Here is a 15,570-nt window from a genome sequence, read left to right on the forward strand (position 1 = left end):
CTGTCCAGTTCTTGCACCAGCTTGACGTAGGATTGCGGCCGTGACGAAACGGCTCACCGAGGTAGCGAAGAAGGCCGGCGTCAGCGAGGCCACCGTCAGCCGGGTGCTCAACGGTCGGGGCGGGGTCTCCGAGGCGACCCGGACGGCGGTGCTGACCGCGCTGGACGTGCTCGGCTACGAGCGGCCCACCAAGCTGCGCGGCGAGCGCGCCCGACTGGTCGGGCTGGTGCTGCCCGAGCTGCAGAACCCGATCTTCCCGGCGCTGGCCGAGGTGGTCACCGGGTCGCTCGCCCAGCGCGGCTACACCCCGGCGCTCTGCGCCCGGACCATCGGCGGAGTGTCCGAGTCGGACTACGTCGAGATGCTGCTCGACCACCAGGTCTCCGGGGTGATCTTCGCCGGTGGCTCGTACGCGCTGGCCGACGCCACCCACGAGCACTACCGGCGGTTGACCGACCGCGGTCTGCCGGTGGTCCTGGTCAACGCGGGCGTGGACGAGTTGGGGTTTCCCCGGGTCTCCACCGACGACGCGGTGGCGGTGGAGCAGGCGTACGGCCATCTGCGCTCGCTCGGCCACGAGCGGATCGGCATGGTGCTCGGCCCCGAGGACCACGTTCCGTCCCAGCGGAAGCTGGCCGCGATGATCCAGGTGGCGGGCTGGGCCGACGGGGACGAGTGCGTCGAGCGCTCCAGCTTCTCCATGGAGGGCGCCCGGGTCGCCGCCACCAAGCTGGTCGACCGGGGGGTCACCGGCGTCATCTGCGCCAGCGACGTGTTGGCCCTCGGGACGATCCGGGCGGCCCGCCGGTTGGGTCGTTCGGTGCCGGCCGACATCTCGGTGGTCGGCTTCGACGACTCCGCGTTCATGACCTGCACCGACCCGCCGCTGACCACCGTCCGCCAGCCGATCGAGACGATGGGGCAGGCGGCGGTGAACCTGCTGGTCACCCAGATCGAAGGGGTCGGCGTGCTGCACGACGAGCTGCTCTTCGAGCCCGAGTTGGTGGTACGCGGCTCGACCGCTCCCGCTCCCGCCCGCTGACCGACCCACCGAACAGGGACCGAGCGGCCCGGTTGGACACACCGGGCGACAGGCCCGTGGCCTCCTGAACGACACGCTGGCCGTCGACCGCTTCCCGCGGCCGGCGGCCAGGTTTCGTCGCGCGTCGATCACGTGGGTCAAACCGCTTGATCCACCTGGTTGGCCAGCCGAACGCGGCCCAGCCCTCGAACGCGGCCTACCCCCCCGACCGCGGCCCGCCCCCGAACGCGGCCCGGTCGGCTCAACGCAGCCACGCCCGCCGGGCGCGGCCGTCGGGTTGCCCGTTGGGCGTGCTCACCAGCTTGGATGCGTGCTGCCGGGGGTGGCGTGGTGCCCGAGCCGGCCGTTCAGGTCTCCCGGCAGTTTCGTCGTAGTCTTTCGAATTCCAGTCCAGTTCTTGCGGCAGCCGATTCGACTTTGTATCGTCATCGCCACGAAACATCCCGAGCAAGAGAGCTAGATCACCATCCCGCGCTGGCCCCGACGCGGCTCCAGGGGTCAGGTCCAGACGGCGGAGACAGATCAGTTGCAGGGCATCGCCGCGGTGACGACCACCGCGGGTCAGCGAAGGTCATGGACACACCCGTTCGGAGAAGGGATGGACAGATGTCCGTACCGCAATACCGAAAGGCTGCGGCGATAGCGCTCGTGGCCGGCCTGGGGTTCAGCCTCACGGCATGCTCCACGAAGAGCGACGACAAGGACACGAACGCAGGCGGCAAGGTCACCATCACGGTCGACTGCCAGCCGGTCGGCTCCCAGAAAGAGCTGTTGCAGAACTGGAACGACGATGTCGCCGAGTTCCAGCGGCAGAACCCGGACATCGTCATCAAGAGCGTGAGCGTCGGCGAGCAGTGCAACAACCCGCCGGACTTCACCGCCCGCCTCGCCGGCGGCACCGTGACCGACGTGTTCTACGGGTACATGACCGACCTCCAGCAGGTGCTCGACTCCGGTCAGGCGATGGACATCACCGAGTACGCCAACAAGGACAACGTCCCGACCTGGGACAGCGTCGACCCGGCGCTCAAGGAGGTGTTCACCGACGGCGGCAAGCTCTACGCCGTCCCGGTGAAGAACTACTCGATGGGCCTGGTCTACAACAAGGTCCTGTTCCAGCAGGCGGGGCTCGACGTCAACAACCCGCCCAAGACCTGGGCCGAGGTCCGGGCCGCCGCGAAGAAGATCTCCGCGCTCGGCAACGGTGTCGCCGGCTACTCCGAGTACAGCGCGGGCAACACCGGTGGCTGGCACTTCACCTCCCTGCTCTACTCGCAGGGCGGCCAGGTGCTGACCCCGGACGGCAAGAAGGCCGACTTCAACAACGCGATGGGCAAGCAGGTCCTGCAGAACCTCAAGGACATGCGGTACGGCGACAACAGCATGGGCGCCCGCCAGCTGCTGCAGTGGGGTGACCTGCTGACGAACGCCGGTGCGGGCAAGGTCGGCATGTTCATCGGTGCGCCGGACGCCACCCAGGCGATCGTCAGCCAGTTCCAGGGCAAGTTCCAGGACTGGGCGATGGCCCCGCTGCCCGGCCAGGACGGGCCGGCTAAGGGAACGCTCGGTGGTGGCGAGGGCTACTTCTTCAAGAAGGGCCTGACCCCCGAGCAGGTCGAGGCCGGTCTGAAGTGGATCGCGTACCAGAAGCTGACGCCGGGCAAGGGCCAGTTCGACTACGCCCGGGCCAAGCCGCAGAACTACCCGGTGGGTCTGCCCCAGCCGCTGCTCTTCGCCAACGGCAGCGAGGCGCAGAAGCAGGAGCTGGAACTGCGTAAGGCGAACGCGAACGTCGACACGGCGAACTTCGCGATCTTCGAGGCGACGCCGGTGCCGATCAAGGGTGAGCCGCGCAACGCGCAGGCGGTCTACGCGGTGCTCGACGCCGCGATGTCCGGGGTGCTGACGAACCCGAACTCGAACATCGACGCGCTGCTCAAGACGGCCGAGGAGAAGGTCAACCAGCTCCTCGCCGCCGAGAGCTGATCCGACGGTGTGGGGGCCGGCCCGCCGGCCCCCACACCATCCGCGCCGAACCGTCCGGTCACCGACTCACCAGGAGTTGCCTTGGCGATCACCACCGCCCCGGGGACCATCAGCGCAACCGGTCGCCCCCCGTCGCCGTCCCCGGCCGGGCGTACGAGCCGCAAGGTACGCGACAACCTCACCGGACACGCGTTCCTGATCGGGGCGGTGATCTGCTTCGCCGTCTTCTCCTGGTACCCGATGATCCGCGGCATCGTGATGAGCTTCCAGCGCACCCGGCGGGGCGAGACCACCTGGGTCGGCTGGGACAACTACGCCCGCATCATCGCCGACCCGAGCTTCTGGCCCGCGTGGCAGAACACGTTCTACTTCACCGTCCTCGCGCTCGTCCTCGGGTACGCGGTGCCGTTCTTCGTGGCGATCCTGCTCAACGAGTTCCGGCACGCCAAGGGGTATCTGCGGATCCTGGTCTACCTGCCGGTGATGCTGCCGCCGGCCTCGGCGCTCTTCCTCTTCAAGTTCTACGCGTACGACCCCAGCGAGGCGGGACTCTTCAACGCGATCCTCAAGGCGCTGCACCTGCCGACCTCCCAGTGGATGCAGTCCCCCGAGATGACGATGCCGGCGATGGTGCTCGCGTCGACCTGGATGAACATGGGCAGCGCCGTACTGATCTATCTGGCCGCGCTGCAGAACATCCCCGGCGAGCTCTACGAGGCGGCCGAGCTCGACGGCGCGGGGATCTGGCGGCGGATCCTCAACGTGACCATCCCGCAGACCCGGCTGATCCTCGCGCTCCTGGCGATGCTCCAGATCGTCGCCACGATGCAGCTCTTCATCGAGCCGCTGATCCTGGCGAACGGTGCCGGCGCGGAGGACTCGGCGACCTCGGTGGCGTACCTCATCTATCAGCACGGGTTCTTCCAGAACGACCTCAACGGCGCGGCGGCACTCGGCGTGATCATGCTGGTGGTGCTGGCCGGGTTCTCCGCCGTCTACGTGCGACTGACCGCGAAACAGGACTAGGACGGGCGAGAAATGGCACAGGACTCCGGGACCCGGACCCTCATCTCCCACGCCCAGCTGAGGCGGGGGCGCGGCAGGGCGATCTACTGGACGCTGCTCGCCGTCGTCGTCGTGGGCTTCACGCTCGTCTTCCTCGGGCCGCTCTACTGGATGGTCACCGGCGCGCTCAAGTCCGGCCAGGAGATCGCGCAGACCCCGCCGTCGCTGTTCCCCGAGGATCCGCAGCCGCAGAACTACATCGACGCGTGGAACAACCTCGACCTCGCCAAGCTGCTCTTCAACACCTTCTACTACGCGACCGGCGCGGTGGTGTTCCAACTCGTCTTCGACACCGCCGCGGCGTACGCCCTGTCGAAGCTTCGACCGATCTTCGGCAACGTGATCCTCGGCCTGATGCTGGCGACGCTGATGATCCCGGCGATGGTCCTCATCGTTCCGCAGTACGTGACCGTGATCGACCTGCCGATCCTGCACATCAACCTGCTCGACTCCCCGTTCGCGATCTGGCTGCCGCTGGTCGCGAACGCGTTCAACATCTTCCTGCTGAAGCGGTTCTTCGACTCGATTCCGGAGGACTTGATGTCGGCGGCCCTGATGGACGGGGCGACGCCGCTGCGCACGCTCTGGTCGATCATCCTGCCGATGTCGCGCCCGATCCTCGGGGTGGTCTCGATCTTCGCGGTGACCGCGGTCTGGAAGGACTTCCTCTGGCCGAAGCTGGTCATGCCGTCGCCCGAGACCCGGACGGTCAGCGTCGGCATCTACGCCTTCTCCGGCGGTACGCCGATGAACGTGGTGATCGCCGCGTCGGTCATCGCCGCGATCCCGACCGTCATCATCTTCCTGATCTTCCAGCGGAACATCATGTCCGGCCTGACCACCGGCAGCCTCAAGGGATAGCCCCCGACGATGGCAAAGGTTGATCATGGCAGCCTTCAGGCGGGCTCGATGAAGAGCTGACCCCTACACCCCACCAGCGCGACCCCCGGCAGCGAACAACGACGGTTCGCCGCAGAGACATCCAGGTCCGGCGAACCCGCCGACGTACCGACGCAGAAAGCAGGTGCTCGTGTCCACAGCAGACGACAGTCCGTGGTGGCGTGGAGCGGTGATCTACCAGGTGTACCCGCGTAGCTTCGCCGACGGCAACGGCGACGGCATCGGCGACATCGCCGGCATTCGGTCCCGGCTGGATCACCTGTCCGCGCTCGGCGTCGACGCGATCTGGTTCAGCCCCTGGTACCCCAGCCCGATGGCGGACGCCGGCTACGACGTGGCCGACTACCGCGACATCGACCCGGTCTTCGGCACCCTGGCCGAGGCGGAGGCGCTGATCGCGGAGGCCCACGCGCTCGGCATCCGGACCATCGTCGACGTGGTGCCGAACCACTGCTCCGACGCACACCCGTGGTTCCAGGCGGCGCTCGCGGGCGGACCGGACGCACCCGAGCGGGAGCTGTTCTGGTTCCGTCCCGGCCGGGGCCCGAACGGCGACCAGCGGCCCACCGACTGGGTCGGCGAGTTCGGCGGCGAGACCTGGACCCGGACCACCAACCCGGACGGCACGCCCGGCGACTGGTACCTGCACCTGTTCGCCCCGCAGCAGCCGGACTTCAACTGGGACCACCCCCGGGTACGCGCCGAGTTCGAGGACGTCCTGCGGTTCTGGTTCGACCGGGGCGTGGACGGCATCCGGATCGACTCGGCCGGGCTCCTGGTCAAGGACGGGACGCTGCCCGAGGTCCGACCGGACCAGCCGCACCCGTTCCACGACCTCGACGGCGTGCACGACATCTACCGTGGTTGGCGGCGGGTCGCCGACGAGTACCCCGGCGACCGGGCGCTGATCGGTGAGGTGTGGCTGCCGGATCGGCAGCGGTTCGCCAACTACCTGCGCCCGGACGAGCTGCACGCCGCGTTCAACTTCGACTTCCTCGGCTGCGCCTGGGACGCCTCGGCGCTGCGGGAGAGCATCGACGGGACGCTGAGCGCGCACGCGCCGGTCGGCGCGCCGGCCACCTGGGTGCTCTCCAACCACGATGTCACCCGGCACGTCACCCGGTACGGCCGGGAGGACACCACCTTCAGTTTCGCCAAGAAGCGGGAGGGGATCTTCTCCGACCTCGAACTCGGCACCACCCGGGCCCGCGCGGCGGCGCTGCTCTCGCTCTCGTTGCCCGGTGCCGCCTACGTCTACCAGGGTGAGGAACTCGGGCTCGCGGAGGTCGAGGACATTCCCCCGGAGCTGCGCACCGACCCGATGTGGCCGCGCTCCGGCTACGTCGACCCAGGCCGGGACGGCTGCCGGGTGCCGTTGCCCTGGTCCGGCGACGAGCCCCCGTTCGGTTTCAGCCCGGACGGGGCCGCGTCGCCCTGGCTGCCGCAGCCGACCGACTGGAAGGACCGCACGGCACGGGCGCAGACCGGTGACCAGCGCTCGATGCTGGAGCTGTACCGGTCCGCGATCGCCATCCGCCGATCCGACCCGGCGCTCGGCGACGGCGAGATGACCTGGCTCCCCGCCCCGGACCGGGTGCTCGCCTACCGCCGTCGGCCCGGCTTCACCTGCCTGGTCAACCTCTCCGACACAGCCGTCCCGCTGCCGCCGCACGACGAGGTGCTGCTGGCCAGCGGACCGCTCGACGACGATCTGTTGCCGCCGGACACCGCCGTCTGGCTGCGTACCACCGAACCGACCGCGGCCGGAGCAGAACCGGCCTGATCCGCACCTCGCGGTGCCGGCGGCCCCGTCCCGGCCGCCGGCACCGCGCCACCCCGCCGGCCCCGCCGGTCCCGAGCCTGAGAGGAGGTGTCCACCCCAAGCGCAGCCGCAACGCACGGGGGGACCTGCACCATCCATGAAAGGGAGAGCGCCGCTCATGCCCGACCACACCACCGCCGCCCCGCACCCGCCCCGAGGAGCCCGCACCCGCGCGGGGGTCGCCGCCCTCGCCGGCGCCGCGCTCGCCGCCACCTCGCTCACCGTCATCGCGTTGACCAGCACCGCCACCCCGGCCCAGGCGGCCGGGCTCTCCCCGTTCGACATCCCCGGCCGGGGCGCGACCGTCCCCTTCGTCGAGCACGAGGCGGAGGAGGTCGCGCACACCGGCACGAAGATCGGCCCGGACCGGTACTACGGCACGCTCCCGTCGGAGGCGTCCGGCCGGGAGGCCGTCACCCTCGACGCCGTCGGCGAGTACGTCGAGTTCACCCTGACCGCGCCCGCCAACGCGGTGACCTTCCGTTACAGCCTGCCGGACAACGCCGCCGGCACCGGCCGGGACGCCGCCATCGACCTGCGGGCCAACGGAACCCTGCTGAAGTCGGTCCCGGTCACCTCGAGGTACGGCTGGTACTACGGCGGCTACCCGTTCAACAACAACCCGGGCGACACCAATCCGCACCACTTCTACGACGAGACCCGGGCGCTGTTCGGCACCACCTACCCGGCCGGTACGAAGATCCGGTTGCAGGTCGCCTCGACCGCCCAGACGCCCACCTTCACCATCGACCTGGCCGACTTCGAGCTGGTCGCGCCGATCGCCAAGCCCGCCGGTGTCCTCGACGTGGTCACCGACTTCGGCGCCGACCCGAGCGGCGGCACCGACTCGACCGCCAAGTTCCAGGCGGCGGTGGACGCCGGAAAGGCCCAGGGGAAGGCGGTCTGGATCCCGATCGGCACCTTCACCCTCTGGGACCACGTCGTGGTCGACGGGGTGACCCTGCGTGGCGCCGGCCCGTGGTACTCGGTGCTCGGCGGCCGGCACCCTACCGACCGCAAGCGCGCCGCCGGCATCTACGGCAAGTACGTCCCGGGCGGCGGCTACAGCGGCGGGATCCGGCCGCACGAGGCCGGCGGCCCGAGCCGCAACGTCACCCTGCGCGACTTCGCCATCATCGGCGACATCCGCGAGCGGGTGGACGACGACCAGGTGAACGCGCTGGGCGGGGCGATGTCCAACTCGGTGGTGGACAACCTCTGGCTGGAGAACACCAAGGTCGGCGCCTGGATGGACGGCCCGATGGACAACTTCACCATCCGCAACAGCCGGATCCTGGACCAGACGGCCGACGGGGTGAACTTTCACTGGGGCGTCACCAACTCGACGGTGACCAACACCTTCGTCCGCAACACCGGCGACGACGCGCTGGCCATGTGGGCGCAGAGCGTGCCGAACGTCAACAACTCCTTCACGCACAACACCATCGGCGTGACCCTGCTGGCGAACCACCTGGTGAGTTACGGCGGCCGGGACATCAAGATCACCGACAACGTGACCGCCGACTCGCTGACCAACGGCGGCGGCATCCACGTCGCCAACCGCTACCCCGGCGTGCAGGGCGCCACGGGCGTCCAGGGCACCTGGACGATCGCCCGGAACACCCTGATCCGCAACGGCAACTCCGACTACAACTGGCGCTTCGGGGTCGGCGCGATCTGGTTCTCCGCGCTCAACGAGCCGTTCCAGAACCCGACCATCAACATCACCGACACCGACATCCTGGACAGCTCCTACGCGGCGCTGCACTGGATCGAGGGCCAGACCAACGGGATCAACCTCAACAACGTCCGGATCGACGGCGCGGGCACGTACGCCCTCCAGGTGCAGGCCCCCAGCCAGGTTTCGTTCACCAACGTGCGGGCCACCGGCATCGCCCAGTCCAACCCGATGCACAACTGCGTCGGCGGCGGCTTCCAGATCACTCAGGGCGCCGGCAACTCGGGCTGGTACACGCCGACCCCGTACTGCGGGCCGTGGCCGGAGCCGCAGTGGGGCGGCGGCCCGACCAACCCGCCGCCCACCACGCCACCGCCCACCACCCCGCCGCCGACCGGCGGCAACCTGGCCCAGGGGCGGCCGGTCACCGCGACCAGCGTCAACCAGAACTACGTTCCGGCCAACGCGGTCGACGGCAACACCGCCAGCTACTGGGAGAGCGCGAACAACGCCTTCCCGCAGTCGCTCACCGTCGACCTGGGCACCGCGCGCGCGGTCGACCGGGTGGTGTTGAAGCTGCCGGCCGGCTGGGAGCGGCGCACCCAGACGATCTCTGTGCTCGGCTCGACCGACGGGTCGTCCTGGTCGACGCTCGCCGGCTCGGCCGGCCGGGTCTTCGACCCGGGCAGCGGCAACACCGTGTCGATCGCGCTGCCGGCCGGTGACCGCCGGTTCGTCCGGCTCACGCTCACCGGCAACAGCGGCTGGCCGGCCGGCCAGCTCTCCGAGTTCGAGGTGTACGGCGACGGCAGCACCCCGCCACCGACCACGCCGCCGCCGACGACCCCGCCACCCACCACGCCGCCACCCACCGGCAACCTGGCGGCCGGGCGGCCGATCGCGGAGACCAGCCACGCCGACGTGTACGTCGCCGGCAACGCGGTCGACGGCAACCCGAACACCTACTGGGAGAGCACCAACAACGCCTTCCCCCAGTCGGTGACCGTCGACCTGGGCAGTAACCGGCCGGTGTCCCGGGTGTTGCTGAAGTTGCCGCCGGCCTCGGCCTGGCAGACCCGCACCCAGACGGTGACCGTGCTCGGCTCGACCGACGGCTCGACGTTCAGCACGCTGAAGGCCGCCGCCGGCTACACCTTCAACCCGGCGACCGGCAACACCGTGTCGATCGCGCTGCCCGCGGGTGACCGCCGGTTCGTCCGGCTCACCGTCACCGGCAACAGCGGCTGGCCCGCCGGCCAGCTCTCCGAGTTCGAGGTCTACGCCACCTGAGACGTGTGCGGCGGGGCTCCGTACGCCGATCGGGGTCCCGCCGCACACCCGCTCCACCCCGCACCACCGCACACGCCTCTCCACGTCCCCCGGGAAGAAGGTGTACCCCCGCCATGTCCAGATTCCGTACCCGAATGATCGCGATGCTCGCCGCGGTCGGCCTGGTCGTCACCGTGGCCCCGGCCCTACCGGCCGTCGCCGCCGGTGGGCCGAACCTCGCCGCCGGACGCAGCACCTCGGCCAGCAGCACCAACGGATCGTTCGTCACCGCCAACCTGACCGACGGCAACCAGGGCAGCTACTGGGAGAGCAGCGGCGCTCTCCCGCAGTGGGCCCAGGTCGACCTCGGCGCCAGCACCTCCATCGACCAGGTGATCCTCAAGCTGCCCAGCGCCTGGGAGGCCCGCACCCAGACCCTCTCCCTGCAGGGCAGCCTGGACGGCAGCGGCTTCAGCACCATCGTCGCCTCCGCGGGCCGGTCGTTCAGCCCGGCCGCCGGCAACGCCGTGACCATCAACTTCCCGGCCACCAGCACGCGCTTCGTCCGGGTCGCGATCACCGCGAACACCGGCTGGAGCGCCGCCCAGCTCGCCGAGCTGGAGGTGTACGGCGCGGCCACCTCGTCGACCAACCTGGCCCTCGGCAAGGCGATGGCGGAGAGCAGCCACTCCGACGTCTACGGGGCCGGCAACGCCAACGACGGCAACGCCGCCAGCTACTGGGAGAGCGCCAACAACGCCTTCCCGCAGTGGATCCAGGCCGACCTGGCAGCCACGGTGAACGTCAACCGGCTGGTGCTCAAGCTGCCGGCCGGCTGGGGCGCCCGCAGCCAGACGCTGACCGTGCAGGGCAGCACCAACGGGTCGACGTTCAGCACCCTGGTCGCCTCGGCGTCGTACGCCTTCAACCCGGCCACCGGCAACACGGTCACCGTGACCGTGCCCACCGCGGCCACCCGCTACGTCCGGCTGCTCGTCACCGCGAACAGCGGCTGGCCCGCCGGACAGCTGTCGGAGCTGGAGATCTACGGCCCGGCCACCGGGGACACCCAGGCGCCGTCGGCGCCCGGGAACCTCGCCTTCACCGAGCCGGCGACCAATCAGGTCCGGCTGACCTGGTCCGCGTCCACCGACAACGTCGGGGTGACCGGCTACGACGTGTACGCCAACGGGGTGCTGCGGACCAGCCTCGGCGGCACCACCCTGACCTACACCGACACCCAGCCGGCCGGGTCGACCGTCTCGTACTACGTCCGGGCCAGGGACGCCGCCGGCAACCAGTCGGCGAACAGCAACACGGTGACCCGCACCGGCAACACCGGTGACACGGTGGCGCCGACCGCGCCGGGGAACCTCGCGTACACCCAGCCGGCGACCGGCCAGGTCCGGCTGACCTGGTCCGCGTCCACCGACAACGTCGGGGTTACCGGCTACGACGTCTACGCCAACGGCGCGCTGCGCGGCAGCGTGAACGGCTCGACGCTGACCTACACCGACAACCAGCCGGACACCGCGACGGTCTCCTACTACGTGCGCGCCAAGGACGCCGCCGGGAACGTGTCGTCGAACAGCAACACGGTCACCCGCAACGGCAGCACGCCTCCGGGCGGCACCAACCTGGCGGTCGGCAAGCCGATCACCGCGTCGTCGGTGGTGCACGTCTTCAACGCCGTGAACGCCAACGACAACGACGTCGCCACCTACTGGGAGGGCGCGCCCGGGGCGTACCCGAGCACGCTGACCGTGGCGCTGGGCGCGAACGCGAGCATCAGCTCCGTGGTGGTAAAGCTCAACCCCGATCCGTCGTGGGGCCCCCGTACCCAGACCTTCCAGGTGCTCGGCCGGGAGCAGTCCGGGTCCGGGTTCAGCACGCTGGTCGGCTCGGCGACGTACTCGTTCAGCCCGGGCAGCAGCAACACGGTGACCATCCCGGTCTCGGCGACGGCGGCCGACGTCCGGCTGCAGTTCACCGCGAACTCCGGCTCCTCCAACGGGCAGGTTGCGGAGTTCCAGGTGATCGGGGTCGCGGCGCCGAACCCGGACCTGACCGTCACCGGGCTCACGGCGTCGCCCGCCGCGCCGGTGGAGACCGACGCGATCACCCTCTCCGCCACGGTCCGCAACGCCGGCACCGCGGCCTCCGCCGCCACTGCCGTCGGCCTCTACCTGGGTACGACGAAGGTCGGCACGGCCAACGTCGGCGCCCTGGCCGCCGGCGCGTCGACCACCGTCTCGGCGAACATCGGCCCGCGCAACGCCGGCAGCTACCAGCTGATCGGCAAGGTCGACGAGGCGAACACGGTGATCGAGCAGAACGAGGCGAACAACACCTACACCAACCCGACCGCGCTGACCGTCAACCCGGTGGCCAGCTCCGACCTGGTCGCCTCGGCGGTGACCTGGTCGCCCGGCACGCCGACCGCGGGCGCCACGGTCAACTTCTCGGTGAGCATCCGCAACCAGGGCACCGTCGCCTCGGCGAGCGGTGCGCACGGCATCACGCTGACCGTGCTCAACGACTCGGGCAGCGTGGTCCGCACGTTGACCGGCTCGTACAGCGGCGCCATCGCGGCCGGGGCCACCGCCGGCCCGGTCAACCTCGGCACCTGGACCGCGGCGAACGGCCGGTACACGGTCCGGGTGGTGCTCGCCGACGACGCCAACGAACTGCCGGTGAAGCGGCAGAACAACACCAGCGACCGGTCGCTCTTCGTCGGTCGTGGGGCGAACCTGCCGTACGACATGTACGAGGCCGAGGAGGGCTCGGTCGGCGGCGGGGCGCAGGTGCTCGCGCCGAACCGGGACATCGGCGACCTGGCCGGTGAGGCCTCCGGCCGGCGGGCGGTGACCCTCAACAGCAACGGCGCGTACGTCGAGTGGACCACCAAGGCGCCGGCCAACGCCCTGGTGACCCGCTTCTCCATCCCGGACGCCCCGGGCGGTGGCGGGATCAACTCGACGCTGAACATCTACGTCAACGGGGTGCTGCACAAGCCGATCAACCTCACCTCGAAGCACATCTGGCTCTACGGCGCGGAGGCCAGCCCGAGCGACTCGCCCAGCGCGGGCCCGCCGCGGCACCTCTACGACGAGGCGAACGTGCTGCTGAACTCGACCATCCCGGCGGGCAGCCGGATCCGGCTCCAGAAGGACCCGGCGAACAGCACCACGTACGCGATCGACTTCATCAACCTGGAGCAGGTCGCGCCGCGGGCCAACCCGGATCCGGCGCGGTACCGGGTGCCGACCGGGTTCAGCCACCAGGACGTGCAGAATGCCCTGGACGCGGTCCGGATGGACACCACCGGCAACCTGGTCGGGGTCTACCTGCCGGCCGGCACGTACGAGACCGCGCAGAAGTTCCAGGTCTACGGCAAGGCGGTCAAGGTGGTGGGCGCCGGCATCTGGTACACCCGGTTCCAGACGCCGACCTCGCAGCAGAACACCGACGCCGGCTTCCGGGTGGAGTCCTCGGCGAGCGGGTCCTCCTTCGAACACCTCGCCTTCTTCGGCAACTACACCAACCGGATCGACGGGCCGGGGAAGGTCTGGGGTGAGCTGAAGGACGTCGACAACATGACCCTGGACAACGTCTGGGTCGAGCACACCGTCTGCGCGTACTGGGGGGTCAGCGTCAGCGGCCTCAAGATCACGAACAGCCGGTTCCGGAACACCTTCGCCGACGCGGTGAACATGACCAACGGCAGCACCAACAACCTGGTCGCCAACTCGGAGGGCCGGTCCAACGGGGACGACGCGTTCGCGCTCTTCTCCGCGACCGACCAGGGTGCGTCCACCGGCAACCACGGCAACGTCTTCGAGAACCTGAGTGCCACGCTGACCTGGCGGGCGGCCGGCATCGCGGTGTACGGCGGCTATGACAACGTGTTCCGCAATCTCTACATCGCGGACATGCTGACCTACTCCGGCATCACGATCAGTTCGCTGGACTTCGGCTACCCGTTCATCGGGTTCGGGGCCAGCCCACCCACCCGGTTCGAGAACATCTCCCTGATCCGGGCCGGTGGCCACTTCTGGGGCTCGCAGACCTTCCCGGCGATCTGGGTGTTCTCGGCGTCGAAGGAGTTCCGCGGCATCCGCGTCACGGATGTGGACATCGTGGACCCGACGTACTCCGGGATCATGTTCCAGACCAAGTACAACGGCAGCCAGCCGGAGAACCCGGTCACCGACACCGTCTTCACCAACGTCTCGATCTCCGGGGCGCGGCGTAGCGGTGACGCGTTCGACGCCAAGTCCGGCTTCGGTATCTGGGTCAACGAGATGCCGGAACCCGGTCAGGGCCCGGCCGTCGGCTCGGCCACCTTCAACAACCTGCGGCTGTCCGACAACTACCAGGACATCAAGAACACCACGTCGACCTTCACCATCGTCCGCAACTGACCACCTCGGATCCGGACGCCGTCGGGAGGACCCACCCTCCCGGCGGCGTCCGCCGTCGTCCGGCCCGGCCGGACCGTGACGGCGGCCGGCGGGTCAGGACGCCGGGGCGCCGTGCCGGCCGGCGCCGGCGGCGAACCGGGCCGCGCCGGCCGCCGCGTCCGTCGCCAGCGACTCCATCCCGTACGCCAGCTCGGTCGCCATCGCCGCCGGCTCGGGCAACCCACGGCCGATCAGGACCGCGGCCCGGTCGTTGCGCAGGCAGGTCTGCGGATGCCGGGCGATCTCCGCGGCCAGCTCCTCGGCCGTCGCCCGGGCCGTCCCCGGCGCGACGAGCCGGTTGACCAACCCCATGGCGTACGCCTCCTCGGCCGGCACCGGCCGGCCGGTGAGGATCAGGTCCATCGCCCGGCTCTCGCCGATCAGCCGAGGCAGCCGGACGGTGCCGCCGTCGATCAGCGGCACCCCCCAGCGGCGGCAGAACACCCCGAGCACCGAATTCGTCTCGGCGATCCGCAGGTCACACCAGAGCGCCAGCTCCAGGCCGCCGGCCACCGCGTACCCGGAGATCGCCGCGAGCACCGGCTTGCCGAGGACCATCCGGGTCGGGCCCATCGGGCCGTCCCCGTCCGGCTCGACCCGGTTGCCGCTCGGCGTGCCGATCGCCTTGAGGTCGGCACCGGCGCAGAACGTCCCGCCGGCACCCCAGAGCACGGCCACCGCCGCGTCCGGGTCAGCATCGAAGGCGCGGAACGCGTCGGCGAGGGCCCGGGCGGTCGGCCCGTCGACCGCGTTGCGCGCCGCCGGCCGGTCCAGGATCACCGTGGTCACCGGTCCGTCGCGTTCGACCCGTACGCCCATCGGCACAGCATGCCCCCGGCCCCGCCGGCACGCCAGGGCCCCGGCCGCGCTGGCGCGGGAGGCCCTTCGACTCACGGTTGCTCTGCTTCGCATGCCCCGGCCCCGCCGGCACGCCAGGGCCCCGGCCGTGACGGCGCAGAGACCCCTCGAGCCACCTTGCTCTGCTTCGCATGCCCCGGCCCCGCCGGCACGCCAGGGCCCCGGCCGCGCTGGCGCGGGAGACCCCTCGAGCCTCCTTTGCTCTGCTTCAGCCGAGGCAACGCTGAGGGCCCTTCAGTGTTGCCGGGAGTGAAGCAGAGCAAAGGAGGCGCGGCAGGCCTCCTGCCCCCGCCGCCCTGCCGCCCATGCCGTTCCGCCGGGCGCAGCCACCGCCTGCCGCCCATGCCGTTCCGCCGGGCGCAGCCACCGCCTGCCGCCCATGCCGTTCCGCCGGCCGCCGGCTGGCCGCAGCCGCCGCCTGTCGCCCGCCGCCCCCGCCGGGGCTGGCTGGGGTGCCGGGTTCCGGGGCTGCTGAGCCGTCGTCACG

At 70.4% G+C, this 15,570-nt stretch carries 8 protein-coding genes; 7 read left to right on the forward strand and 1 reads right to left on the reverse strand.

The genetic code is table 11. From position 1 onward, the window contains the following. The first annotated feature begins 40 nt into the window (after nucleotides 1-40). The 7 genes from AB0C04_RS02075 (at nucleotide 41) to AB0C04_RS02105 (ending at nucleotide 14,186) form a co-directional block, all read left to right on the forward strand. Complete coding sequence (locus AB0C04_RS02075) at nucleotides 41-1,042, forward strand: LacI family DNA-binding transcriptional regulator (protein WP_357047007.1); 1,002 nt, start codon at nucleotides 41-43, stop codon at nucleotides 1,040-1,042. A gap of 606 nt (nucleotides 1,043-1,648) precedes the next feature. After that, nucleotides 1,649-3,028: an extracellular solute-binding protein gene (locus tag AB0C04_RS02080; RefSeq protein ID WP_357047009.1), complete on the forward strand. Its 1,380-nt coding sequence runs from the start codon at nucleotides 1,649-1,651 to the stop codon at nucleotides 3,026-3,028. Nucleotides 3,029-3,109: 81 nt separating this feature from the next. Then, entirely contained in the window at nucleotides 3,110-4,054 is a 945-nt protein-coding gene (locus AB0C04_RS02085; protein WP_357047011.1) for a sugar ABC transporter permease, read from the forward strand. A gap of 12 nt (nucleotides 4,055-4,066) precedes the next feature. After that, nucleotides 4,067-4,954, forward strand: a complete 888-nt coding sequence (locus tag AB0C04_RS02090; protein ID WP_357047013.1) for a carbohydrate ABC transporter permease — start codon at nucleotides 4,067-4,069, stop codon at nucleotides 4,952-4,954. 169 nt (nucleotides 4,955-5,123) lie between these two features. Next, a complete protein-coding gene (locus tag AB0C04_RS02095; protein ID WP_357047015.1) occupies nucleotides 5,124-6,776 on the forward strand; it encodes a glycoside hydrolase family 13 protein in 1,653 nt (550 codons plus the stop codon). Nucleotides 6,777-6,933: 157 nt separating this feature from the next. Further along, nucleotides 6,934-9,783, forward strand: a complete 2,850-nt coding sequence (locus AB0C04_RS02100; RefSeq protein ID WP_357047017.1) for a discoidin domain-containing protein — start codon at nucleotides 6,934-6,936, stop codon at nucleotides 9,781-9,783. 113 nt (nucleotides 9,784-9,896) lie between these two features. Then, nucleotides 9,897-14,186, forward strand: a complete 4,290-nt coding sequence (locus AB0C04_RS02105) for a discoidin domain-containing protein (RefSeq protein ID WP_357047019.1) — start codon at nucleotides 9,897-9,899, stop codon at nucleotides 14,184-14,186. Between the two features lie 93 nt (nucleotides 14,187-14,279). Here AB0C04_RS02105 and AB0C04_RS02110 read toward each other — a convergent pair whose 3' ends face one another. Further along, entirely contained in the window at nucleotides 14,280-15,044 is a 765-nt protein-coding gene (locus tag AB0C04_RS02110) for a crotonase/enoyl-CoA hydratase family protein (RefSeq protein ID WP_357047021.1), read from the reverse strand. Nucleotides 15,045-15,570: the final 526 nt, after the last annotated feature.

Origin of the sequence: Micromonospora sp. NPDC048909, from assembly GCF_040649635.1 — a bacterium.
In the GTDB taxonomy this organism is placed as follows: Bacteria; Actinomycetota; Actinomycetes; order Mycobacteriales; family Micromonosporaceae; genus Micromonospora.

Excerpts from the sequence above, each read along its gene's own strand:
- AB0C04_RS02080 (WP_357047009.1), top strand. The coding sequence starts at position 1,649 with ATGTCCGTACCGCAATACCGAAAGGCTGCGGCGATAGCGCTCGTGGCC.
- AB0C04_RS02090 (WP_357047013.1), top strand. The coding sequence starts at position 4,067 with ATGGCACAGGACTCCGGGACCCGGACCCTCATCTCCCACGCCCAGCTG.
- AB0C04_RS02100 (WP_357047017.1), top strand. The coding sequence starts at position 6,934 with ATGCCCGACCACACCACCGCCGCCCCGCACCCGCCCCGAGGAGCCCGC.
- AB0C04_RS02105 (WP_357047019.1), top strand. The coding sequence starts at position 9,897 with ATGTCCAGATTCCGTACCCGAATGATCGCGATGCTCGCCGCGGTCGGC.
- AB0C04_RS02110 (WP_357047021.1), bottom strand. The coding sequence starts at position 15,044 with ATGGGCGTACGGGTCGAACGCGACGGACCGGTGACCACGGTGATCCTG.